The organism is Streptomyces sp. NPDC002676 (assembly GCF_053592455.1).
In genome coordinates this window covers 1-22,540 of sequence record NZ_JBSFVT010000024.1, presented here as the reverse complement: position 1 = coordinate 22,540, position 22,540 = coordinate 1, and the positions used below count along the sequence as shown (strand labels likewise).

The following is a 22,540-nucleotide window of genomic DNA, read 5'->3' as shown; positions in this document are numbered from 1 at the left end:
AACATGGATACCGAGCGCGTAGAACAGCTGGAAAAGCTCGGCATGGTCTGGTCGCACTACGACGTCACCTGGGAGGAAGGACTCGCCACCGCACGCGGGTGGGCCAAGGAGAACGGGCACCTGCTGGCGCCGCTGGACGTCACCCACCAGGGTTACCCGTTGGGCATCAGGCTGAAGAACCAGCGGGCCGCCGCGCGCAAGGCCGCCGAGTTCGAACAGCGGCGTGCCGAGGGCCTGCCGGTGGAGCCGGCAGCCGGGGCGCTGTCGGAAGGGCGGCGCGAGCAGCTGGAGGACATCGCCCGCTCCTGGTGCCCGGCCTGGCCGGCGGAGTGGCAGCGCGCCTTCCAGCTGGTCCGGCTCCGCCTGGAGGCTGGCGGCGAACTACCGCTGGAGCCGGGCGACGTCGTGCCCAGGGCGAGGACCTCAGACGGTGGGTGAGGTTGGCGCGGTTCGGCTGGGACAAGCTGACGACCGTGCAGCAGTGGCTGTGCGAGCAGGTCGTCGGGATCGAGCCTGCGGCCGAGGACGAGAAGCCGCCCGCGCGCCGTACGCAGGCCGACAAGTGGGCCATGAACTACAGCGCCGCCAAGCAATTCTACGAGCGCACGGGGCACCTCCAGGTGCCGAGGAAGCACGTCGAACGGATCGTCGGCGAGGGCCAGGAGGGGCAGGAGCTCAAGCTGGGTGCGTGGATCGGGAGCCAGCGGAGCAGGGGCGCGACGCTGGCGCCGGAGCGGGTGGAGCTGCTGTCCACGATCGGGATGCGCTGCGCGTAGCGGCGTACGGACGAACAGCGGGCCGGGTGATCCTCTCCGGCCCCGCTGTCATGGGTCAGGCGGTGGTGAACTCGTGGAGGTGGCGGCCGCGCCACTCCAGCCACTGCGGGTCGTCCAGGACGGTCTACCGGATGCGCGAGATGGAGGTGACGGTCAGTCGGTTTCCCGCGTATTGCCGGGGGCGAAGGGGCCCTCGTCGACGAAGCGCCGCAACCAGCGGGCGAAGGCGCGGGCATCCTCGCGAGGCCAGGAGCCGAGCGAGTCTTCGATGCGGGAGGCCAATCGTTGTCTGGTGGTGTGCACTGCATCGCGGCCCGCGTCGGTGAGAGCGAGCAGGGTCGCGCGGCCGTCTGCGGGGTCCGGTTCTCGCCGCAGTAGGGCGGCCTGCTCCAACCGGTCGGCCCGCCGGGTGACGGTGGTGCGGTCGAGTCCGATCTCGCGACCGAGGTCGGCGGCGCTACAGGGGCCGGTTCGAGCCAGGCCGCTGAGCACTGGGTAGGTGAAGTCGTCGACCGCCTCTCCCAGGCCCTCGGTCAGCTGTGCGTAGAGGTGCTCGCGGGTGCTCCGCCGTAGGAGCAATCCCAGCGCGTCGGCGATCTCATTCCCGGTCCCGTTCGTCATGCCTCCAGATTAGCGTGCGCGGAGCACGCTTCTTGCGCTACTGTGGATGCGTGCTTCAAGCACGCATTATTTGGTTCGGCGCACCACGTCGACAGTCACAGCAACAGAAGGAAGGCTCATGTTTCGCACCGACGTCAGCACGGCTCTCACCGATCTGCTCTTCACCCCGGGACTCGATCTGGATGTGGCCGCCAACCGCCACTTCGCCCCTGACTACCGTCAGCGCACCGACGGCCGGTGGGACAATCGGCAGGAGTTCCTGGCACACATCGCCCACCTGCGCCAAGTCGTAGCCGGCGGCTCGGTCCAGGTGCACGACGAGCTCGTGGACGGCGGCCGATACGCCGACCGGCACACGGTGAACGTCACCAAGAACGACGGAGCCACCGTTCGCATGGAGGTCTACCTCTTCGGGGAGTTTGCGCCCGACGGGCGCTTCCGCCGGATCGAGGAGACCACTCTCATGCTCGAAGGCGCCGGAGACGACCGCAATCTCGGCAGTGCTCGCTGAGCAGCCACCACCAAGCCGGTCAGAGCGGCCACGGTCCGCAGAGGCCACGCCTCGCGCGATCAACGTCTACGACAAGGCCCCTGCGAGATACCTCGGCGGTCCCCACCTCCGCGTCGCGCGAAGGTACGGATCAACTCATCGCTGCGGCCTTGCCGGGGCCCTCGGGAAGGGTGTGGCGGAGGCCATCCTGATCTTCACGGAGAAGCGTCCCTGGTCGACGCTTCCGACTGGTAGGTAGGCCCTCGGAGCACCCTCTCCGAGGGCCCCGTACAGTGGCGCGCATGCCGCCTAGACCGAGACCGAAGCTGATGCTGCAGTGGTTCACCATGCCTGTGCTTTGCACCATCACGCTCGTCGTCACTCACAAGCTGAGGACCGGCCACTGGTACGTCCCATACATACCTGTGGTTGCCCTGTTCTCGATCGCCACCTTCGGGTTCTGGTACAACAGCGACCCCGAGCGTGTCCTGCGTGCGAAGACGCGCAGGACAGAGCGCGAGGCTAAGCTCCGCAGGGAGATCGAGGAAGCCCGCAACCTGCCGAGCTGAATAGTCTTCAGCGCTGTGTGCACGACGCCGGCTCCGGCCACGGCATCGGCGCCGACCTCGCCATTGCGCGTCCCTGGTCGACGCTTCGAACGCGTTCTGGACCTGGGCCGTGACCGAGGTGCTGCGGCGGACCGGAGCCCGCATCGAGGAAGTCCTGGAACTCACCCATCTGAGCCTTCGGCCATACAAGGCACCCACCGGCGAGCTGGTCCCATTGCTGCAGATCAGCCCCTCCAAGACCGACCAGGAAAGAGTCATTCCGGCCGACCCGGACCTGGTCGCCGTCCTCGCCCGCATCATCCGCAGGATCAAGGATCCTGCCGGGAAGGTCCCGCCTGAGCCGCTACGACGGCTACGAACGCACCTTCGGTCCGCCACTGCCGCACCTATTCCAACGCGTCTCGCAGCACCGTCTGCAGGTGATGTCCCCGAACCGGGTGCGGGAGTTGCTCGCGGAGCTCGTGAAACGGGCGGACATCGTCGACGTCGACGGCACGCGGCTGCGATTTACCCCGCACGACTTCCGGAGGATCCTCTCCACTGAGACCCTCAACGGTGGACTGCCGATCCACATCGCCGCCAAGGTACTTGGCCATCTCGACCTGAACACCACTCAGGGATATGTCGCGGTCTATCCCGAGCAGGTCATCCGCCACTACCGACACTTCGTCGACCAGCGCCGAGCTTCACGTCCCAGCGAAATGTACCGGGAGCCGAGCGTCGCCGAGTGGGGCGACTTCCGCGACCATTTCAGCCTTCGCAAGGTCGCCCTGGGCACTTGCGACAGACCCTATGGCACCCCCCTGCCAGCACGAGCATGCCTGCATCCTCTGCCCGATGCTCCGCCTCAACCTGGCCCAGGTCCCCCGACTGCTGGAGATCGAAGCCAACACCCGCGAACGGCTCGAAGAGGCCCACCGGATGCAGTGGCTGGGCAAGGTCGCCGCCCTGAAGGAGAGGCGGCGGCACACCGCCCAGAAGCAGCAGGCCGACCGCCTCCGGAAGCAGGCCGAGCAAGGAGTCGGCGGGCCTGGCTCCCTCCGCTGACGAAGCCACCGAAAGTGATCATTTTGAAGTGCAGAGAAGATTGACCAAGTACATCCCATTGGGCCCAGCCGTCCCCAGCTCGGCGAAGACCAGCGAGCCGGTGCCTTGCAAGAGCCAGCGCACCGGCCACCGCCATCCTCAACCGTCTCCTTCACCACTGCGGAGTTCATCTCCATCAACGGCCCCAGCTACCGGCTCAAGAACCGCCTCGCCGCCATCGAACGGGACACCCAAGTGGCCTGACCAGCAACGACAGCGCAGGCCGTTACCGGATGACAGAAATCTCCCGAAGCGGCTGCTGCCAGTCACCCAGCTCCGCAGCGAGAACCCGGCGGGCCACCCGCCGGGCCCGACTCCACCCCTCATCGACGCACAACGCGTCCGTCGTCCACCAACCAGCGTGCTCAGCACCGCTCATCTCGCTGAGAACGGCGTCGATCTCCCGCAAGTCAGGCAGGACACCGCGATCGAGTTGCCCCTCCTCCACCAGGACTTCAGCCATGCCAAAAGCGTGATAGAAGTCCAGGGCGATCTCATCCGTCACCACGTCGTGCCTGGCCAGCCAGGCAACCTGGGTTTGGGCATCAGCTGCCAGCACTGTCAGCGACTCAATCAACAAGCGCCGACGGAACGAGGGATCAGGACTCTCCATAGCACGATCGTCGCACGAGTCCACCCACCCGAGCCCACAGACGAGCACCAGGCTGAGCACCTTCATCTGCACTTTCGCAAGTACGCCGACACGTGGTCCAGAATCAGGGCATGGATGTCCCCAAGCTGCTGGAAACCGCCTCCCTGCTGGTCCCCGAAGAGATCGCCACCGAGAACGACATCACGATCAACGACGTCTGGGACTACCTCATTCACGATGAGTGGGAGGTGGCCCTCGGCCTGCTCGAGGAACTCGGCGACGTCCACCCGCTTCCGCTCAGCTTCTGGGAAGCCCTTGCCACGGCCGCCGAGCAAATGCAGCTGAAGAACAGCGCGGCCTGGTGCCACTGGCGCTGCTACGAAACCCGCAACGGGATCATCCGAGCTGACCTCACCCTCCGACCGGCGAGCGAAAGCCGACGGCAGACCGCCTTCTCCGGAGCCGGTGTTCTCCGGCCGATGTGGAATATCGGAAACCGAACCCCGACCGGCGAACCGACCCTCAACATCGCGGGCCTCTGGGTCGAACTCACACCCTTCCTAGGGCCCGGTGAGCGATCCTCGGTGCGGCTCGCACCCCTCGACTCCACGCAGTGGCGGTGCCTTCAGCCCGGCCAAACGATCACCATGCACGAAGACCGAAGCGTCGCTGGAACTGCTGTCGTCCTGGAGATTCAGGGACCCGCGGCCACCCCCACCACATAGAACTGACTGCCCCACGCTCCATCTGATAGTGCAGAGAAACGTGTTCGCCTCCTGTGGCCAGGAAGCCTTCTTCGAAGGGCACGTTCACGCGCTGCGGACGCTGGGCGGTGTCCCCCGGGCCAAGATCCGTTACGACAACCTCAAGGCCGCCGTCGCCCGGGTGCTCGGCCTGAGCCGGGCGCGGGTGGAGAGCGACCGGTGGATCGCGTTCAAGTCGCACTACGGGATCGAGAGCTTCCACTGCCGGCCCGGCATCGAGGGCGCCCACGAGAAGGGCGGGGTCGAGGGCCAGATCGGGTACTTCCGGCGCAACCACTTCGCCCCGGTGCCGGAGGTCTCCTCGCTCGCGGAGCTGAACGAGATGGTCGAGCAGTGGGACCTGCACGACGGACGGCGTCGGATCGGGGCCAGGTCGCAGACCATCGACGAGTGCTTCGCACTTGACCAGCCGTTGCTGCTGCCTCTGCCCGAGGCGCCGTTCGAGACGGGCCGGGTGATCACGCCCCGCGTCGACCGCTACAGCCAGATCGCGGTCAGGACGAACCGCTACTCGGTTCCGGTCCGTCTGATCGGCAAGCGGATCCGTGTGGTTCTGTACGCCTCCCACCTGGTTGTCTATGACCAGAACGTGGAGAGCGGCTGATCACGAAGGGCCAGTGCCGGCTCGAACTGGACCACTACCTGGAGGCCCTGATCCGCAAGCCGGGAGCCTTTCCTGGCGCCACGGCTCTCGAACAGGCCCGCCTCGCAGGCAAGTTCACCCCGCTGCATGACGCCTGGTGGTCCCAGGCCACCGAAGTCCACGGCGAGCGTGACGGCACCCGGGCCCTGATCAAGGTCTTGCTGCTGGGCCGGCACATTCCCCACGAGCACCTGGTCGCCGGGCTTGCCACCTCCCTGCGGGCGGGAGCCCTGACCGCGGACGCAGTCGCCTTGGAGACCCGCAAGGCGGCCCAGAGCGAGGGCGAGGCGCCGCTGCCTCCTTGACGGCCGCACCCGCGGGGCCAGGGATCGGCGAGCGTGACGTTCCTGCACGAGTGGAGGCTTGCGCATCTGCCACCGGACACTCGGCCGTTGCCGTCGATGACGCCCTATGACCAATTGCTCCGACGCCGCCGTGACAGCGATGGTGACCAGCGAGAGGGAGAAACCCCGTGACCCGGCCCCGCCAGCGAGGCTTGACCGAGCAGGCCGCCGACGCCGCCATCGACACCGCCTGCCGCATCCTGAGGCTGCCCTCCATCCGCAAAGAGTTTTCCGAGACCGCCGACCGGGCGCTCAAGGAGCAGATGAGCTACCGCGGCTTCCTTGCCGAGCTGCTGATGGCCGAGTGCGACGACCAGGCCCGACGCCGCACGGAACGCCGGATCAAGGCCGCCAACCTCCCGCGGGAGAAGTCGCTGCGGAGCTTCGACTTCAGCGCGAACTCGAACATCGACGCCGCCACGGTCCACACCCTGGCCAGCTGCGAGTGGGTCGAGAAGGGACAGCCGCTCTGTCTGATCGGTGACTCGAGCACCGGCAAGTCCCACCAGACGATCGCCCGCTACGGCCGTGTCGATCTTTTGTGCATCGACGAGCTCGATTACATGGAACTCGACCGGCACGGGGCCGAGTTGCCGTTCCAGGTGCTGACCGAGTGCGAGGAGAAGAACAGCGTCGCGATCGCCTCGAACGAGTCGTTCGGCGGGTGTACGAAGACGTTCACGGATCCGCGGCTCTGCGCAGCCATCGTCGACCGGCTCACGTTCGACGGCACGATCATCGAGACTGGTACCGACTCCTACCGCCTCGCATCCACACGGGCGAAGGCAGGCGCACCCGCCAAGGCCGGCTGACATCCGCCGCCCTCACACGCGACGGCCCGCTGCCCGCGCGGGCGGCGGGCCGTCCCACAAGCGAAGCCATGATCCGCTGGGCCGCCATCGGCCTCACGACCCGGTGCCGCCCGGGGTGAGGATTTCCATGAGATGTCCGTCGGGGTCGTGGAAGTAGGTGCCCCTGCGGCCTATGGTGCGCTTGCTGTGATAGATCTGCCCAATTTCTTGGCATGCGGGATCGCCGTAGTGGGTGATTCCGCCGTGCTGGATGCGGGCGAGGGCGGCGTCGAACTCCTGCTCGCTGACCATGAATGCGTAGTGGTGTGGCTCAAAGTCGTCCAGCTGGTCGTAGTCCAGGCTGACCTGGTTGGCCAGCGTGACCGGCGTGAAGTGCGCCACCGGCGGATCGACACTCAGGCCGAGGATTTCGGCCAGGAACTGCGCCGAGGCTTGCGGGTCACGGGCGGGGACGATGGTGTGATGCAGTTCCACGGTCATAGTGACTTCTCTTCAGGGACGGGCTACGCGTGGTGGGGTGCTCGGCGGCCTTGGCGACCCGGCATGGTGCATGGATGCGTGACTGCCCGGGGAGGGCAGGGCTTCTCCGGCTCCCCTCCCCCGGCTGCAGCTGCCGTGTCATACGTCGATCTGCTCGAAGATGTGTGGGTACGACACGATGTCGTCGGGGAACTCGGCAGCCATGCGCTGGAACTCCGGACTGCCGAACGCCGTGGCGAGAGCCTCGGTCGACTCCCAGACCGCGACGTTCATCAGAAGTTGGCTGTCCGCCGTTCCCTTGTGCATCTGTAGGGAGACGAATCCCGGCTGAGCCTTCATGAACTCCGCCTGCCTCCGAAAGAGGGTCAGGAACGCTTCACTCCGCTCCTTTGGGACGAAGAAGGTGTTGGCCAGGACGATGGGCCCGGTCTTCTGCTTGAACTGCGCGAACATCGGCGTATTCGGGTCCAGGCTCTGCAGCTTGGCCATCTTCGGTACTTCCTCTCGCTATCGGTTGTCCCACGGCACCGAGGCCGGCCACCGCCGTACTGAATCCGGCGACGCTCACGACGCTCGCTTGTCCGTGCGAGTACCGCTTTCTGGGGACCGTTCCATCGTCCCGGCGTAAGCGGGCCATGAAGTCAGCCGCAGTTCCCATTCCGATGGACGACTTCGGTCGGACCGCGCGAAGCCGTGCCATACCTGGGGATGACACCGGACCCTGAGGGGGCGCGGGCTCGCGGCCGACACGGGCGGAGGTGAAATTCCGTCAATCCCACGCAGTGACGTCACTTCCCGTGAACATCTCCGCTGCCGCCGAGCGCCGAGCGACTCCCGAACTGGTGGAGGGACGCTGTCGTTTGAAGTGAACGAAGCCAACGGTCCGCCCAGGGAAGCGAACTGTCCGGGAGTCGATGCTGATCTGATCGAGGGTGAGGCCGCGGAGTTCGGTGGTGGTGGCGGCGTGGAGGAGCGCGGCCAGCCCGATGAACGCCTCATGCGGGAGGACAGCTGTGCTGGTACTCCAGCGGCGGTAGAGGGCACGCTGCTCATCGAGAGTGATCGTGGCCCCCTTGAAGCCGCGTTGCTGCGGGGCGTCCAAGGTAGCGGCGGGATTATGGAGGATCAGGCCGGTGTGGTGGGCGTGGGAGAAGAACTGCTGCAGTCCTGCGGGCTGGGACATCAGCGCGTCTGCGAAGGCGCGGACTGCGGGGCGCAGCGGCGCTGGGACGGCCTGGATGCGGCGTTCGCGGCGAGCGGTCGGCTGAGCCAGGGACTCGTCCGGGTCGGTGGTGTCGATGACGAGACGGGCGGTGTGGGTGAGGGCTTCCGCAGCGTAGAAGGAGTTGTGGCGGTGTGTCTTCAGGTGCTCGGTGAAAGCATCGCACCACGAGTGGATGTTGGGCATCCGGCGGGCTCAGCCGGCGGCGCGGGTTTCCACCGTGTGGGGCGGGTGCTCATAGCAGCGCTTGCGCATGGCCCGCGCCCACTGGACCAGGACACGGCACCCCGAGCAGGCTGCCAACGGCTCCGCCCTTTCCGGATCGCTGCACGGACGGCATCGCTGGGTCGCGGCGTCCAGGGACCGCCGGCGCCCGCAGCGCTGACACGGGCCGCGCCCGTGCCCGTCTGATGCACGACGTCGGCAGGCCGCGCACCGCTGATCCGACGAGCGCCTGCCGCCGCCACAACCCGGACGCCTGCGCAAGCACCAGGCACACAGGCCAGAGCCGGGGCGTAGCCAGCGCAGCTTCATTCAGGCAGGGCAACGGCCCTGGGTGGCGCCGGGAACTGACGCTGCCATACGACCTCAAATCCGCCACCGGTGTCCTGGCCGGTCCGAGACAGGTGTCCGCGCGTCCGCGTCGGTGCAGGTCATCGGCTCTGGCCCCGAGCGGAATCGGGAGCGCGCCTTGCGCCGCCTACCAAGCACCGACGCAGGTCACTGTCACACGAGCAGCGCCTCGAGCTCCGGAAGTCGGCCGAACAGGTCGGGGAGGCCGCGAACCCCGTTGCGCACGGACTCGTGCGACAGCGCGAGGTCAGGGCCGGTGCTCGCCTCGACACCGGCGAGGCACCGGAGGATGTTCCACCTCATGTGCCCCAGCCAGCCGCCGATCATGAATACAAACCAGCTTGGACCTGACGGCGGCAGCGCTCCGCCCCCCGCGACGTAGCCGTCGAGAACCGAGCGGAAGATGGCGGGCTTGATGTCGTCCAAGCCAGGTCCCTTCGCGAGGCTCAGCGCGGTCGAGCCGAGCTCACTGGACAGGTCGAGCATCCCCGAGAGCTCCCAGTCGAGCACCACCGGCCGGCCCTCTCGAGCGAGCAGGTTCCACGGTTGGATGTCCCTGTGGGTCAGCACGACGGGGCCTGGCCGTTCGCAGGTGTCGACGAAGTGGGCAATCGCGAGGAACGTCTCGACGTGAGAGGCGAGCTCGTCGGCCCACGGCTGACCGGTCGCCGCCGCCCGCGCGGCGAGCTCGGGCCAGTCCCGTGACGTCGGGTCCTCGATCGACACATGGGTCCACGCGACGTCGAGCGCGTGGATGCGCGCGAGGATCTCACCGATCTCAAACGCGTACGCCGCCGACACCGGCGCTTCGGGCACCTTCTCGCCCTCGACCCATCGGTGAACGAGCGTGTAGCGGCTGGCCGAGATCGGCTCTGGCATCGGAATGCCGGCAGCGAAGGCCGCCCGCTCAAACCTGAACACGTCCTCGACGCGATAGGCCCAGCGGCGGTCGACGAAGTTCAACTCCTTCACCGCGAACGACCCCTGGTCGGTGTCGAGCCGGTACATCCGGTTGGCGAACCCGCCGTGGACCCGGATCATCGGCCTGATCGGCGCGCCGAGATGCGAAAGGCTCACCCACGCATTCTAGGAGCTGGCAGTTCATCGATGCACCGACTTTCCCGCGATGCATGCTCACGATCACCGCCACGCCGACGAACGGCCACAGCCCGACCACTTACCAAACACGCCTTACGGACTCTTGCCGGGACCCTATGACAGGCCGCTGACACCATCGATACAGTCGGCGCTCCCCGCGGCACTGATCACAGTGTGCAGGCCTTGGATGCATGCGGAAGGAGAGCACGTTCCTCCGTACCTGCCTGGGCACAGTGAGGTGTACGCCGACAGCTCCCGGCCCCAGGAACCAAGGGAGGCGTTGAACAGTAGCCCTTGACAGACATCCCATGAGCTGGAGAGTCAAACGGCGAGTATGTGGGCCTGGTGGTCGGCGAGCGGGGGCGGGGCCGGTTGGAGAGCGGGCCGTACGGGCGGGCGGCCGGAGAAGCAGTCGTCCTGGATCCGGACGGTGTCGGCCGGGTTCCTCGTCGTCGTGGCGCCCGGCCGCCACACCGCTGGCGCTGATTGCCAGGGCCCACACGCCGACTGCCCGGCGCTCCTGACGTCGCAGCAGGCACCCGGCCGACCGGCTCGGCGCGGACCGGATCGGCTTCGGAACGACGGCTGTCGGACCCGCATGCGATCGTGTGCGGAGGGGCTGACGCCCGCGCTGGTGCGGAGAGGACGGAGAGGCACGATGACAGGCTGGGCCGGTGTGACCTGGGAAAGCTGGCGAGACCACGGCGACATCCGCGCGCGGCTCAACGCGGGCGCTGACCCGGATGCGTGGGGCGGGGGGCGCCCTCTGCACCGGGCGGCAGGGTTTGGCTCTCCCGAGGTGGTGGCCGAACTGGCAGGCCGTGTCTCGAACGTGGACGCGCTGGAGTACGGGACGACGGCGCTGTGGGAGGCCGTCATGGAGGACCAACCGGACAATGCCCGGGCCCTCGTGGCCGCTGGTGCCGATCCCTGGCGGCCCCAGCTTGGCGGCTGGTCGCCGGGCCGCCTCGCCCTGGCCGGGCCGGTCCCCGACCTGTTCCCTGTCCCCGACGAAGAACCCGGCCTGACGGCAGCCGAGCAGGCCACCGTCCAGCGCGGTCGGCAACTCGTCGAGGCTCTCGGCCGTTTCCATTACGAGGGCACCGGCCTTGCTTGCATCGCCGGCATCGACGCCGCCGAGGCGATCCGCCGCCTGGATGCAAGGCCGGTGGACGAGGAGTTCGTGGCGGACTTCCTCAACGACCCGTACGAGTACGACATGGACGAGAGCCTGCTCATCGCCGGCGTCACGACCGTGCCTGGCGGATGCATCGTCACCCAGCCCTGGGGTTACACCCCGTCCACCCCGGGTGCGATGACCCGCCTGACCACGGGTACGGTCGGCTACGGCCTCTACGCCAACCCCAAGAGCGGCAACCAGGGCAGCATCGTCCGCAACAGCACCGTAGAGGGATGGGACCTCCACCCCGGCGGCGGCCCTCTCCCTGACGACACCCCTGAGGAGGTCCTGGCCAGCTATCTCTACCGCCATCACGCCGTCGCCTACGCCTGCGCCTTCGCGGGTCTCCGACCCACCAGCGCCCGCGCCGTCACCGGCCCCGCCGACACCTGGGTCCGGCTGCCCGACCTCGACTACTGGGAGCACTGACCTACCCGCAGGCCCCGGATGGCAGCCACACGGCGGTGGCCCGCAGGATCGAGATGAAGCTCAGCACAATGAACTTGGCAGGGCGACAGCCTCCTACACTCCATGGCCGGGTGCCCGAGCTGTAGCCATGAGCGCGCGGCACCGTCAAGCGGCGAGTGCATGGGTTTGGTGGGACCAGGCTGTCGCCTCGTCGTATGGTGTGCCGGTTTTGAGGCAGCCGTGCAGGATCCCGATGACCCGGTTGGCGAGTTGGCGCAGGACGGCGTTGAATTCGATGCCGCGGGCTCGTTGCTGCTCGTAGTAGGCCCTGGCGCCGGGGAGATCCGCAGCGCGGAGAAGGCTTCACACCGTCTCGGCCGGCACCGTTGGGTCGTCGAGAGGACGGTGTCCTGGCTGGCGGGCTGCCGTCGGCTCCACCGCCGCTACGAGCGAAAGGCTGAGCGCTTCCTCGCCTTCGGCGGCATCGCGGCAGCCCTGATCTGCCACCGGCGTCTGATCAATGGAGCAGCGTCTCGTGCATGACGCGCCCACTAGGCCGGGGCTAGGCAGAGTGGAGAGGTGGTCGGGCAGGTCGAGGATGAGACCGGTCCGCAGGAAGGCGACCTGCGGACCGCGCAAACGGCGCAGTTCGTGGGCGGCATCGGCCGGCGATCACCCGTAGAGCAAGCGGGCTCCCGGGCTGTTGCCCTTGAAGCGCTGGCCCATGGCGATCTCATCGCAGACTCACCCGCGAATCCACCCCGAACTGGCGCGACACCTGAACCTCGAACCAAACAACCTCGCCGGGACAAAACACTCTTTAAGGGCTCAAACTCGGATACGCACGATAGCCGTGTATGAGACATGTCCAATCGGGACTTGTCTCGTCTTGCTCCGCCAGCGGTGCTGGTCAAGCGGCTCTTCACGGTCTCGTACAGCCTCAAGGGCATGTCAGAGGCGCTGCACCGGATGGGCTGGAGCGTACTCCCGGTGCGCCGCGCGGTGGAACGTGACGAGGCGGCGGTGGCCGCCTGGCGCAAGGCGGCCTCTCGGTTGCCTCGTTCGTGCGGTGCGCGAACGAGCCGCCTCTATAGTCGGGTCCATGGAAGGGATCAACGAAGACGGCGAGCCGCAGCTCGGGCGTGCGGCTCGCATCGCAGTGTCGGTGGCCTGCGGTCTATCCGTCGCCGGGCTGGTGGCGGGCATCACGTGGTGGGCGGACGGGTGGCACCACTTCTTCTTCGCCTGGGTTGCGGCGAAGCTGGGGGTCAAGGCGGCCGTCGGTGCGCCGGTGGCGTTCGCCGCCCTGGCGGCCTGGGTCAGGAAGCGCCGGTCGGCCTCAGCCGGTGAGGGTGGTTCGGAGGGCGCGTAGCGCGGCGTCGGGGGAGTCGGCCGCGGTTAAGGCGGCACCTGAATCACAGGGGCGCCACCGAAACCATCAACGTAACACCGGCACACACCACGGCGTCCCGGTGCTCACGTGCCGTGGGTGACCGGGAAGGCCGTGCGTCAAAACCGCCGGGGTATCAGCGCGGACAGCGCCGCGAACCAGACCCGGTCCGTGGGCTCGTAACGGACCGGGCCCTGCAATTGCCAGCGCAGCACCGCGTTCTCGTGCCGCAGCACGAGCAACTCGGCGTCCTTGGAGGTGTCGCACCCCAAGACCACTCGTTCCCACTGTCCTCACCCGCACCGCGAGGACGCCAGAAATCACCACAAGACTGACGCCATTACACGATCCAAGTCACACATCGAACCACGGCCGTGCCAGCACGTACGGCCACTGGCGCTGCCCTTCGCGGATGACACGGACTACCGGCAATCGTGGAGGCCATAGCCGAGAGATCGGGCGACCCATCTCCATCCACCAGTCTTCACAATCACTCACCGAGGCCCCTCGGAGACATCCATCGGTCCTCGCAGGGGCCAACTCCACATCCTCGCGGACTGCTGAACGCCGTAGGGCCACCTACCGATCGTCGTCACACACCCCGACACGCCAACGAGGCGTTCTCGGAACTCGACAACATTCTGGACCCGCTTGATCAACATCTGTTGCCCGAACTCGGAAGAGCTCTCAGCCCACGAAGCTTCACTCCAAGCAGCCCCGGCCAGCAGCACAGGCTCTTCATGACACCGGTGCCTGACGCACCCGCGCCAGCTCCGCGCACACACGGGCCAGTGACAACCGCTGCCCGACAGCGAGGTCAAATTACCGACGGTCAGCGGTGGATCCGTGGTGACCGGCACATCCGGGCGCGTGCCGCCGACGCCGGTCCGCAGGAAGGCGGCCTGCACACCGCGCCCACCGCGCGGTGCGCAGGCGGCATCGGCCGGCGATCACCCGTAGAGCGAGCGGGCTCCCGGGCTGTTGCCCTTGAAGCGCTGGCCCATGGCGATCTCATCGCCCACTACGGACCAGACGGTCTCGTCGTCCTGGAAGGGGCGCGGGTCGATGCTGCTCGTCTCCTCACGGACTCGATCGACCTCGCCGTCCAGGCGCTCGAAGTCGGCTTCCTCGTCGCCGTCGTCGCCGCTGAAGGTGAACTCCTCGAGCAGGCACTGGAACCGGAGGGTGACCTGGACGAGGGAGGAGACGTCCGTGTGAGTTCCTGCACGGTCTCCTCGTCGGCGTCGAAGGCGTACACCTTGCCGGAGGCGGGGTCGAAGGCGAGGTGGGCGTTGAGCAGCCAGCCGATGACGGGCCATTCACCCGCCTCCTCCGAGGCGCCCTCGAAGTCCTCGGCGTCGACGACGTCCTGGACAAGGGGCAGCCGGCCGGTGTCCTCGTCGGGCTCACGCAGCCAGAGCGTCCCGGTGGGGACGCCGACGGTCTGCAGCAGGCGGGCGCCCTCCGTGTCCGCGGTGGAGGGCGGGAAGGCGGTGGCGGGCAGGGTCGCGAGTCGGTCCTCGCCGAAGATGTCGGCGAGATCGCTGCGGGTGACGTCGAAAAGCACTGCCTGAACTCCGAACTCCGCGGCGGCACGGGCGCCGTAGGACTCTCAGTGAATGGAAGCGGTCACAATGACGGCGTTGCGGATCGAGGCGCTTCCGGCGACTGCTCCTCGACGACCTCCTGCAACACAGCGGAGCACACACCGCTGGCTGAACCGCACGCGACCTCGACACCGCCCTCTACCGGACGGGCAGACCCAACCACGCAGCAGGCCGCTGACCAGCACAAACCCGCACCAGCCCTTTAGACGCCGGACACCAACACCACACCGCCGTTATCACCCAACCCCGAACGACCCCAGGCCGGACACTCCGTCAAAACCTCGCAGTCCAGACCCACCACCAGCCACCACCCCCAACACTCCCCAACACAAACCGATCAGCCCACCCCCACCCCATCCACCACCCCGGACAACAACACGAGAACTCCCACGTGTCGCCACCGAACCCGACCGCACAAGGCCGTTCCCCGAGACCGTCGACCGCACGCTGACCGGCCTGAACCACCGCGTCGACCTTGTGCTCCTACTCGGTGACGCACTCCACGACGGTGTCCACCGGAGCGTCCTTCGCCACCGCTATCCACGGCTCGGACGACGCCTCATCCGTGTCGCACTCCAGCACCAGCCACCACGCAGGTTCAAACGCCGAAGCCCCGACGCCAGCACAATATTCGAGGCCATCAACCATCTGGACATCGACGACACCATCGGCCGCACCTGACCGGACACGATGACCAACCCCCACCCGCCCTCCGAGCTCCCGGCAGGTCCGGCCCATCGCCGGCGAAGGCATCAACCCCTTCATCGAACGTCTCGCCGCTGCCAACCACCCAAGAGTGTGTTCCACATGACCGTGATCTACGTGCGACGTTGCGGTTGTCCCGTCTCGCCGGGCGTTCTCCCTGGCACGCTTGATCTTGGTGGCTCGACTGCCCTGGCATTTCACTACCGGGGCCGGCCGCTTGTTATTCTTTCCGATCATGCGAGCCCTCTTCCCAGGATCCTTCGACCCGGTCACTCAGGGGCACCAGGACGTTCTCCGCCGCGCCGCCCTCCTGTTCGACGAGGTCGTCGTCTGCGTGATGTTCAATTCGAACAAGACCGGCCGCTTCCCCATCACCGAACGGCTGGACCGGCTCCGCGTGGCAGCAACTGACCTGAGCAACGTCACGGTCGACTCCCACACCGGCGGCCTGCTGGTCGACTACTGCCGCCGAGCCGGAATCGACGTCGTCATCCGCGGAGTCCGCAACGTTCACGACCTGGAGTACGAAATGCCGATGGCCCGCATGAACCACGAACTGGCCGGAGTCGAAACGTTCTTCATCGCTGCAGACCCCGCCCTGGCCCACGTCTCCTCCACCCTCGTCACCGCGATGAGTCAACACGAACGATGATTCGAGCAAGCTTCTTCCAGCAGGTGAGGGCCGCAGCAAGGGTGAGGAAGGCGGCGAATAGGTCGCCCCGGCGCTCAGGCGTTCGGAGGAGTCGATGCCGCGGCGGGCCCGAGGAGGTCGTGTCCTGATACGTCCCGCACGGGTGAACTGGGGCACCGCAACGCGCCATCGCGCACTCGCGGAAGCCCGCCTTCCAACTGGCGGAGTACGCCTGGGAGTGAGGGCCCAGGGCCGCCGCGCGGCCCGCAAGATGCGGCCTCAGCGGCTGGCCAGCCCGGTGACGAGCTGCTCGATCTGGGCGGCCTGCGCGTCACGCTCCGCCTTGAGCCTGGCGAACGCCTTCGGCTGCTGGGCGATCGCGGCCTTCTGGTAGTCGGCTTCGACGGCGAACCAGATCCCGACCAGGTTGGTGCGCGTCTTGCAGTCCACATCGGCCTGCGCCATGCGGATCTCGGCGGCGTCCGGCTTGGGCTCCTTCACGGACGGCAGATCCGCTCCGGCCTCCATCGGGTTCGGCGCGCTGAAACCGTCGCCGCGCATGCACTCCGACCAGCGCCCGAAAACCTTTTGCACACGCGGATCAGCCATCGAGTGAGCGAAACTCTCTCCCTTGGTCCGCGCGGCGAGTTGGGACGTGCCGCCGCTTGAGCCCGGCCCGCCCGTATGGAGCGAGCTGAGCTCGGTGTTGACCTTGCCCTGGCATCCTCCGGTCGGCACCGCCTGCCCGTTCGAGCTGGTCATCGGCTTGCCGGCGGCGTCCCGACCGAGCAGCACGGCGTTCTCCGCCGGGGAGAGCGTGGCTTGCGGGGCAGCAATGCCGCGTCTGGGCAGGTGGTATCCCCAGGTGCTGACGCTTGCCGGATCGGTCACGCCGTAGCGACGGAACATGACGGAGTCGGAGGGCGAGACGACCGGACTCGGCGCCACTGGCAGGTCGAAGCCGTACCGCTTCATGCACACAGCGACCTTCTCGGCGTTCACCCACTTCAGTTCAGCCGACTGCTGGGGTGTGAGCATGTAGTCCACGATCGGCAACCGGAGCGTGGCAACCTGCTTGGGACCGGGGGTGGGCGTCGGTACCGCAGCGGGTGGCAGCGCCGGGGCGGGCGGCGATGCCGCCTGCTCGGCGGAGCACCCACTTGCCGCCAGGGCGATCAGCGCCATCGCCAGGAGCCGCCGTCGGCGGACTCTCGCTGCGGCAGTCACGGTTCTTCTCCTCCGAGTTCGCGAGGCGGCCTGCCCGCCGGTGTCAGCCGACGGGCAGGCCTTGGGCATGCATGGGACGGGGACCGTCAGACGGTGGGGCAGTAGGAGCGCGAGGCATCGTCCATGGCGATCGACGCTTCGTTGTTCTTCAGCCACGAGTTGAGGTTGCCGCCCATGCTGGGGCTCAACCAGTTCTCGTCTCCCACGAAATTGGGGTAGACCCAAATGCCCACGTCGCAGGCGCTCGCGTTCTCGGCGGATGCGGCGTCGTTCCTCACGGGGTTACCGTCACTGAAGTTACCGGACAGCGTGGGAACGGCCTGGGCGCTGCTGGACCAGATGCCGCCACCATGGTTGGAGTTGTACCAGAGACAAAAGTAGGCCCCCGGGGCGGAGTTGGAGCAGGTGAACGTGTGCCAGCTGTCGATGTTGACGTAGCTGGCGTTGGCCTGCCCGGCCAGGCCGCCGAGCGCAAGCACGGCGGCCGCGCCGACCAAGGCGACGCGTGATCCTGTCTTCATCACGGACATTTCGAGTTCTCCTCCGTTGGGCAGGTCAGGTGGTGCGGCGTCCGGTTCCTGAGCGCGAAGGGGCAGGCGGAAGCGGCCCCCTCGGTGGGAACAGTAGATCTTGAATCGAACCGGTGTATGTACAGTTTCGGCCAATCCGGTGGCCGATCCGATGGTCAGCGCAGTCCCCGGCACCGAAGCACAATCGAGGATTAACCGGACGTCCGCCGATACCTGCCGAGTCGGTGATCTCCGTCGGCGGTAGCTACCGATCCCTGCGGCTCACAGGAAGACGCCGCGTGACTTGGCCAATGTGCCGGATGAGTCCGTAACCCTTGGAAGTCGTTGTCGTACCGATCAAGGAGCTTGTCGATCGAACGGGAGTCTCGTTCGGGTGATCGCGGTCGGTGCCGGACGTGGTTGAGGTCCCCGAACAGCCGTCTCGAGCACGCCGTCAAATCGCTTGGGTGCTCCCGGTACCCGACTACTCGGGCCGGTTCGTTGCCGTGGCGCTGGCACAGACGGGGTGGGTGCGGGCGGCATAGGAGCGAGCGGCCACGACGAGGCCGAGGCCCAGACCACCGAATGCCAGGCCACCGAACTCGACAAACCAGGTGATCCCCGAGCTGGTGGTGAACGGCGGGGACGGCTTGATCTCGGGCAGCACGCCGACGGCCATGAGCGGGGCCATGACGATGAGGACGGCTCCGTACATTGTCAGGGGGATGCCAGTCAGCCAGGCCGGGATCAGTGGCAGCAGGCGCGGGACCCGTCGTCCGGACAGGGCCAGCGTCCAGCGGGGGAACACCTGCCCCCACGCGTACAGCAGCCCCAGCAGCAGGAAGACCCCGACCATCGCGGCCAGCACAGTTACGTCGATCCCCAGCGAAGCGGCTGCCTTCGACGGCCCCGACGCGCCGACGCTGGTCGTTCTCTGCCAATCATCGGCCGAGACGCCGAGTGCGTCGCCGCCCAGCGTCCAGATGGTTTTAAGTCCTGCCCACGGCAGGAGTCCGCACATGAGCCGACGAGGAGCAGAAGCGCGGCGCCGACCGTGTTCAACAGCACCTGAGCCAACACGTGACTTCGAACGCCGCACCAGCAGAGCCGAGGCGACGGTCTACTGGTCGATGACCCTGCTCATGACCCGCCGCCTGGTCCGGCCACACCCTTCGCGAGCGTGAATCGACCCGGCGCGGGCTCGGCCAGCCAGCCACGGGCCACCAGGCGCTTCGCCTTCGAACGCAGCGCCTTCACCTTCGCCGGCACCACCTCCATACCGAAGGCACAGGCCAACTGCTGGCAGATCAGCGGAGGCACCGACCAGGCCAGCCCCTCACACCACACCAGCACCACCGATTTCGGCTTCGCCGCCTCCGGGGGCCCGGGCAGCACCGACTGCGTATCCGCCCCCGCAGAACCTAGACGGCCCGGGGACCCGCGGCGCTGTCGCCGCCAGGAGCGAGCACCCACTCCCCCATTCCCGCTCCGCCACGGCCAACTCGGCCTGGATGCGGTCGACCTCCTCCCACAGACCGTCCACACGATGACGGGCAACACGCTCATGATGTTCCAACAGTCCGACCGTCCTTCGGCCCCACCCGGTCCGCCGGCCGGACATCGATCAGCAAGCCAGCCCCGCCCTCCAGGCGCGCGAAGTAGTGGGGCGTGTGCGAGATCCGACGCGCGGCCCCGGCCACGACACCCGGAACTGCTGTAAGGCCAGTCCCACCACCCGCCGATCGTGATCGAGCAACATCGCCCGATCCCGCTCCAGCCAGGACTCGAACCCCGCCAATGACTCCGTCGTCGCAGCCCAGTACCAGCCCGTGAAGTGCCGCTGCCCGGGGGGCGACCCGAGCCGCTGCCCCGAGCACCGACTTCCGCAGCCCGCCACCGTCCCCGCCGGCCCACTCGACCTCGACCCGTTCCAGATCCAGGTCCATCGCCACCCCCGACAGTCACGTACATGCCGTGGTATATCCTCACGGTCCCGGCCGACCGGCCGGAGCCAGCGGGCTTCTGAACTGCGGTTTCTCTGTTCGATGCCGCCCCGTGGACAGAACACCTGGGCACCCGCCGGAGGTGAAGGAGATCCCCGAGGCATACCTCGAAATCCGCCTTCTCAGCCTGGTGGCTTGCCGACAACGATGTTCCGTCCCCCGTTCCACGGAACATCAGGGTTCCGGCCGCCGCCGACCCGTCAGAAGTACGAAGGGACGTAGTTGTAGCAGTAGTTGCGACCGCCGTAGTAGCTGTCCCCGTCGAGCAGCAGCCAGCCGCCGGTGCCCTTGCCCACGATGCCGTCCTGGCTCAGACCGTGACGCGAAACTCCCTGGTACCACTCGACCCACTTCTTCGTCTGGGGCCCCCAGAGGTGGTCCTCCGCCAATGGCCGGCCCTTGCCCTTCGACTGCGCCACGTCGTTGACCAGGTGCTGAACGCACCAGACCCCATGGATGTTGTTGGGGTAGCCGTCACCGATGTACGGGGCACTCGGCGAGGCCGAGGCCTGAGTGGCGAGCGCACCGGTCATGCCGGTGAGAAGCAATGCGGTACCTACGGCGGTCGCCGCCACCTTGCGGATACGTGTGCCGTTCATGATGCTGCCTCTGCTTTCTGTCGTTCGATGGTGTGCCCGGCCCGATCAGACTTGCGAAGTACCGTGTTGCTGTCCGGCCGATGGAGCCGACCCAAGCCATCGATGCTGTCGTGCGGATCGATCACCCATCACGCCGTCTAGCTCCCCCCGCCGGCGCCCGCTTGGCTCCAGCCACTGCCTGGGGCCGCTGCGGCCTATAGGCTTCTCAGGGACGGGCGTCCGATTTACGCCTTCTTTCTCCGGCCTCTGATGGTCGAGACTCGGCAAGCTCCGTACAACTCCATGGTCGGCAGTCCGCCCGGAGCGCTGCAAAGGATTCGGTCTTGCCCGAACAGTGCAGCTCCGACGCAGGCTGACGCCGGCTGACACAGGGGAGTTCGATGCTTTGCGTGCACTTCACGCTGGAGGACCTTCTGCAGGTCACCTTGGCGCCAGCTCCAGCACCGCTGATGGAACTAGTCCTCGCCACAGCCATGCTGCAACAGCAGGGCATCGACCCGGTCTTCTCCCGATGGCAGCAACGAACGCTCCGGACTTTCCCGCGCGCCGCACGCCCTCTTTTGGAACTCGTACCTCCGACGGGGAAAGGACCGCTGTTCCTTGATCCCCTCAGCCGGGGACTCGATGACGGGCTGGACCAGGTACGGTCGAGCCCCACCGCGTTCGTGCGCGCCGAACTGCAGCGTGCATGCGCCGCCGGTCGCCCGCGAACTCCGTGGAAAATCCACCTCGCCGAACAGGACCAAGCTGCCTGGCAGTTACTTGAAGGCGCGGTACGCGCCGGGTACAACGGTCTCCTGGCCCCCGCCTGGGACCGAATCACCTCCGGGTTCGACGCGGAGCAGGCATGGCGCACCCAGATTCTCGCCCGGCACGGGATCCGCGCGATGCTGGCCGGTCTGACCTCTGGGATCTGCTGGCGCGGAGCCGTCCTGGAGATCGACTCCCCCGAGAACCGTGAGATCCACCTGGCCGGGCGCGGCATCACCCTGCTGCCTTCGGCGTCCTGGGCCGGCCGGCCTCTGGTCGGCGACTACCCCCACCGTCCTGCGCTACTGGTCTACCGCGCGGTGACTGCGCTGACGCTGCTGGAGGAATCCACGACCAACGATCCGGTGGCTGCCCTCCTGGGGCGCACCCGGGCCGCCATCCTCGCCCTGCTCACCCGACAGCGGACCACCACCGAGGTGGCACGTGACCTCCGCATCAGCAAGTCCTCCGCCTCCGAGCACGCCAAGGCGCTTCGGCATGCGGGCTTGATTGTCAGCCAGCGCGAAGGCCAAGCCGTTTGGCACACCTGCACGCCACTTGGGCTGGTACTCATCAGCAGGAGCAACGCAGCCGAGACGGCCCCGTAGTCCCAGCTCAGACACCAGGGAGCAAGTAACCCGCCGGTAGCGGAGACGACCTGCCTGGAACTGCCTACGCACGCAGACGTACTGGTCTACTCAACCCCGGCTGATCTGTGGGCCAGCCAATGCGCTGCTCGATGAAGGTGCGGATGGTCCAGTCCGTCACGGCGCGGGCCGCTCCCAAGAAGATGCTGCGGCTTGCCCGCCGGGGCGGGCTCAGAACTCGTACCGTCAGGGTGGCCGCCAACCAGACTGTCTCGGTCAGGTCGTACGCCTCGAATATCTCCATGATCTCTCTGTCAGACTTCACCACAAGACCTCTTCGACCGGTTCGCCGACGCTTCGTAAACACCGACAAACCGGACGGAGAGGCCGCTTCAGATAAGGAAACGATCAGGAACACCGCAGGCCGGAGCGTACGGGCTGTGAAAGTCTGCGCTGCGTGGGCATAGCGAAAAGGGGCACGCGGACGATTGTTGTCGACGGCGAAAGTTACCGTTGGGTGGTCGCACCCAACGACGAGCCCGGTCTGGCCATCGTCGTCGTGCACGGGGAAGCAGACGGGCAGCGCATGGTGACGTGGCTCGAGCACGGAGTGGTGATCGCACCGGGATTGGTTGCGGCTGCCATTCGCCAGGCTTTGCTCCACTATGACTGGACACCTCGGCAGCCTGGCAAGCAGCTCACGTTGCGATGCCAGGACTTGGATCCCGATGCGGCGAATCTCAGAGTAGTCGCCTGGCCATCCGGTTGAGCCCTGTCTCAGATGCCATCCGCTTTCCGAACGTGATCGTTTAGTTCGGGTGGGTGGGCATGAACTCCCTTTCGTGGCGGGAGAGATGGGCGTGGTTCGTCCGCT

Annotated in this window: 25 protein-coding genes and 6 pseudogenes; 17 read left to right on the top strand and 14 right to left on the bottom strand. The window is 67.1% G+C overall.

The window, feature by feature from the left end; genetic code table 11:
* Window positions 1-3 precede the first annotated feature (3 nt).
* Both ACWD3E_RS37400 and ACWD3E_RS37395 read left to right on the top strand, forming a co-directional pair.
* Entirely contained in the window at window positions 4-438 is a 435-nt protein-coding gene (locus tag ACWD3E_RS37400) for a helicase associated domain-containing protein (RefSeq protein WP_451392032.1), read from the top strand.
* Window positions 435-776 carry a helicase associated domain-containing protein gene (locus ACWD3E_RS37395; protein ID WP_451391968.1) on the top strand — a complete coding sequence of 114 codons (342 nt, stop codon included), beginning with the start codon at window positions 435-437 and terminating at the stop codon, window positions 774-776. Before ACWD3E_RS37400 ends, ACWD3E_RS37395 begins: the two co-directional genes overlap by 4 nt.
* A gap of 153 nt (window positions 777-929) precedes the next feature.
* Here the strand turns inward: ACWD3E_RS37395 and ACWD3E_RS37390 are convergent, their stop codons facing one another.
* Window positions 930-1,397 (bottom strand): MarR family winged helix-turn-helix transcriptional regulator, encoded by a 468-nt coding sequence (locus ACWD3E_RS37390; RefSeq protein ID WP_451391967.1) that lies wholly within the window; start codon window positions 1,395-1,397, stop codon window positions 930-932.
* Between the two features lie 118 nt (window positions 1,398-1,515).
* Between ACWD3E_RS37390 and ACWD3E_RS37385 the strand changes: the two genes are divergently transcribed.
* The 5 genes and pseudogenes from ACWD3E_RS37385 to ACWD3E_RS37365 all read left to right on the top strand — a co-directional run.
* On the top strand, window positions 1,516-1,908 hold the full coding sequence (locus ACWD3E_RS37385) for a nuclear transport factor 2 family protein (RefSeq protein ID WP_451391966.1): 393 nt from the start codon (window positions 1,516-1,518) through the stop codon (window positions 1,906-1,908).
* A 281-nt stretch (window positions 1,909-2,189) separates the two neighbouring features.
* Entirely contained in the window at window positions 2,190-2,456 is a 267-nt protein-coding gene (locus tag ACWD3E_RS37380) for a hypothetical protein (RefSeq protein WP_451391965.1), read from the top strand.
* 422 nt (window positions 2,457-2,878) lie between these two features.
* Window positions 2,879-3,034: pseudogene (locus ACWD3E_RS37375) on the top strand (site-specific integrase); the annotation flags it as partial.
* Window positions 3,035-3,293: 259 nt separating this feature from the next.
* The gene (locus ACWD3E_RS37370) at window positions 3,294-3,503 is read left to right on the top strand and encodes a hypothetical protein (RefSeq protein WP_451392037.1); all 210 of its coding nucleotides are present in this window, start codon (window positions 3,294-3,296) and stop codon (window positions 3,501-3,503) included.
* Between the two features lie 125 nt (window positions 3,504-3,628).
* A pseudogene (locus ACWD3E_RS37365) lies at window positions 3,629-3,746 on the top strand (ATP-binding protein); the annotation flags it as partial.
* A 22-nt stretch (window positions 3,747-3,768) separates the two neighbouring features.
* Here the strand turns inward: ACWD3E_RS37365 and ACWD3E_RS37360 are convergent.
* Window positions 3,769-4,227, bottom strand: a complete 459-nt coding sequence (locus ACWD3E_RS37360; RefSeq protein ID WP_451391964.1) for a hypothetical protein — start codon at window positions 4,225-4,227, stop codon at window positions 3,769-3,771.
* A 38-nt stretch (window positions 4,228-4,265) separates the two neighbouring features.
* Between ACWD3E_RS37360 and ACWD3E_RS37355 the strand changes: the two genes are divergently transcribed.
* The 4 genes from ACWD3E_RS37355 (at window position 4,266) to ACWD3E_RS37340 (ending at window position 6,697) form a co-directional block, all read left to right on the top strand.
* Window positions 4,266-4,859, top strand: coding sequence for a hypothetical protein (locus tag ACWD3E_RS37355; protein WP_451391963.1), 594 nt, complete (start codon window positions 4,266-4,268; stop codon window positions 4,857-4,859).
* Between the two features lie 28 nt (window positions 4,860-4,887).
* Window positions 4,888-5,502, top strand: coding sequence for a Mu transposase domain-containing protein (locus tag ACWD3E_RS37350; RefSeq protein WP_451391962.1), 615 nt, complete (start codon window positions 4,888-4,890; stop codon window positions 5,500-5,502).
* Between the two features lie 197 nt (window positions 5,503-5,699).
* Window positions 5,700-5,846 carry a hypothetical protein gene (locus ACWD3E_RS37345; RefSeq protein WP_451391961.1) on the top strand — a complete coding sequence of 49 codons (147 nt, stop codon included), beginning with the start codon at window positions 5,700-5,702 and terminating at the stop codon, window positions 5,844-5,846.
* A gap of 167 nt (window positions 5,847-6,013) precedes the next feature.
* A complete protein-coding gene (locus ACWD3E_RS37340; protein ID WP_451391960.1) occupies window positions 6,014-6,697 on the top strand; it encodes an ATP-binding protein in 684 nt (227 codons plus the stop codon).
* 93 nt (window positions 6,698-6,790) lie between these two features.
* Here ACWD3E_RS37340 and ACWD3E_RS37335 read toward each other — a convergent pair whose 3' ends face one another.
* The 4 genes from ACWD3E_RS37335 to ACWD3E_RS37320 form a co-directional block, all read right to left on the bottom strand.
* A complete protein-coding gene (locus tag ACWD3E_RS37335; RefSeq protein WP_451391959.1) occupies window positions 6,791-7,177 on the bottom strand; it encodes a VOC family protein in 387 nt (128 codons plus the stop codon).
* Between the two features lie 138 nt (window positions 7,178-7,315).
* Complete coding sequence (locus ACWD3E_RS37330) at window positions 7,316-7,666, bottom strand: antibiotic biosynthesis monooxygenase family protein (protein ID WP_451391958.1); 351 nt, start codon at window positions 7,664-7,666, stop codon at window positions 7,316-7,318.
* A gap of 280 nt (window positions 7,667-7,946) precedes the next feature.
* Entirely contained in the window at window positions 7,947-8,585 is a 639-nt protein-coding gene (locus ACWD3E_RS37325) for a hypothetical protein (protein WP_451391957.1), read from the bottom strand.
* A 540-nt stretch (window positions 8,586-9,125) separates the two neighbouring features.
* Window positions 9,126-10,049: a phosphotransferase family protein gene (locus tag ACWD3E_RS37320; RefSeq protein WP_451391956.1), complete on the bottom strand. Its 924-nt coding sequence runs from the start codon at window positions 10,047-10,049 to the stop codon at window positions 9,126-9,128.
* A 679-nt stretch (window positions 10,050-10,728) separates the two neighbouring features.
* Here ACWD3E_RS37320 and ACWD3E_RS37315 point away from each other — a divergent pair.
* The 4 genes and pseudogenes from ACWD3E_RS37315 (at window position 10,729) to ACWD3E_RS37300 (ending at window position 13,030) form a co-directional block, all read left to right on the top strand.
* On the top strand, window positions 10,729-11,679 hold the full coding sequence (locus ACWD3E_RS37315) for an ankyrin repeat domain-containing protein (RefSeq protein WP_451391955.1): 951 nt from the start codon (window positions 10,729-10,731) through the stop codon (window positions 11,677-11,679).
* A gap of 342 nt (window positions 11,680-12,021) precedes the next feature.
* Window positions 12,022-12,201, top strand: a pseudogene (locus ACWD3E_RS37310) (transposase); the annotation flags it as partial.
* A gap of 321 nt (window positions 12,202-12,522) precedes the next feature.
* Window positions 12,523-12,690: pseudogene (locus ACWD3E_RS37305) on the top strand (helix-turn-helix domain-containing protein); the annotation flags it as partial.
* Window positions 12,691-12,760: 70 nt separating this feature from the next.
* Window positions 12,761-13,030: a hypothetical protein gene (locus tag ACWD3E_RS37300; protein WP_451392036.1), complete on the top strand. Its 270-nt coding sequence runs from the start codon at window positions 12,761-12,763 to the stop codon at window positions 13,028-13,030.
* Between the two features lie 143 nt (window positions 13,031-13,173).
* Here the strand turns inward: ACWD3E_RS37300 and ACWD3E_RS37295 are convergent.
* Window positions 13,174-13,326: pseudogene (locus tag ACWD3E_RS37295) on the bottom strand (integrase core domain-containing protein); the annotation flags it as partial.
* 672 nt (window positions 13,327-13,998) lie between these two features.
* Window positions 13,999-14,615: pseudogene (locus ACWD3E_RS37290) on the bottom strand (SUKH-4 family immunity protein).
* A gap of 980 nt (window positions 14,616-15,595) precedes the next feature.
* Here ACWD3E_RS37290 and coaD point away from each other — a divergent pair.
* Window positions 15,596-16,012, top strand: coding sequence for a pantetheine-phosphate adenylyltransferase (gene coaD / locus ACWD3E_RS37285; protein ID WP_451391954.1), 417 nt, complete (start codon window positions 15,596-15,598; stop codon window positions 16,010-16,012).
* 258 nt (window positions 16,013-16,270) lie between these two features.
* Here the strand turns inward: coaD and ACWD3E_RS37280 are convergent, their stop codons facing one another.
* From ACWD3E_RS37280 to ACWD3E_RS37260, 5 genes are all read right to left on the bottom strand, one after another.
* Complete coding sequence (locus ACWD3E_RS37280; protein ID WP_451391953.1) at window positions 16,271-17,176, bottom strand: hypothetical protein; 906 nt, start codon at window positions 17,174-17,176, stop codon at window positions 16,271-16,273.
* Between the two features lie 128 nt (window positions 17,177-17,304).
* Complete coding sequence (locus tag ACWD3E_RS37275) at window positions 17,305-17,748, bottom strand: peptidase inhibitor family I36 protein (RefSeq protein WP_451391952.1); 444 nt, start codon at window positions 17,746-17,748, stop codon at window positions 17,305-17,307.
* Window positions 17,749-18,211: 463 nt separating this feature from the next.
* On the bottom strand, window positions 18,212-18,748 hold the full coding sequence (locus ACWD3E_RS37270; RefSeq protein WP_451391951.1) for a hypothetical protein: 537 nt from the start codon (window positions 18,746-18,748) through the stop codon (window positions 18,212-18,214).
* 119 nt (window positions 18,749-18,867) lie between these two features.
* Window positions 18,868-19,122, bottom strand: a complete 255-nt coding sequence (locus tag ACWD3E_RS37265) for a hypothetical protein (RefSeq protein WP_451391950.1) — start codon at window positions 19,120-19,122, stop codon at window positions 18,868-18,870.
* Between the two features lie 808 nt (window positions 19,123-19,930).
* Entirely contained in the window at window positions 19,931-20,329 is a 399-nt protein-coding gene (locus tag ACWD3E_RS37260; RefSeq protein ID WP_451391949.1) for a peptidoglycan-binding domain-containing protein, read from the bottom strand.
* 389 nt (window positions 20,330-20,718) lie between these two features.
* On the opposite strand from ACWD3E_RS37260, the gene ACWD3E_RS37255 reads away from it, so the two are divergent.
* Entirely contained in the window at window positions 20,719-21,687 is a 969-nt protein-coding gene (locus tag ACWD3E_RS37255) for a winged helix-turn-helix domain-containing protein (RefSeq protein ID WP_451391948.1), read from the top strand.
* Between the two features lie 64 nt (window positions 21,688-21,751).
* On the opposite strand, the gene ACWD3E_RS37250 is transcribed toward ACWD3E_RS37255, so the two are convergent.
* Window positions 21,752-22,330 carry a hypothetical protein gene (locus tag ACWD3E_RS37250; protein ID WP_451391947.1) on the bottom strand — a complete coding sequence of 193 codons (579 nt, stop codon included), beginning with the start codon at window positions 22,328-22,330 and terminating at the stop codon, window positions 21,752-21,754.
* Window positions 22,331-22,540 lie beyond the last annotated feature (210 nt).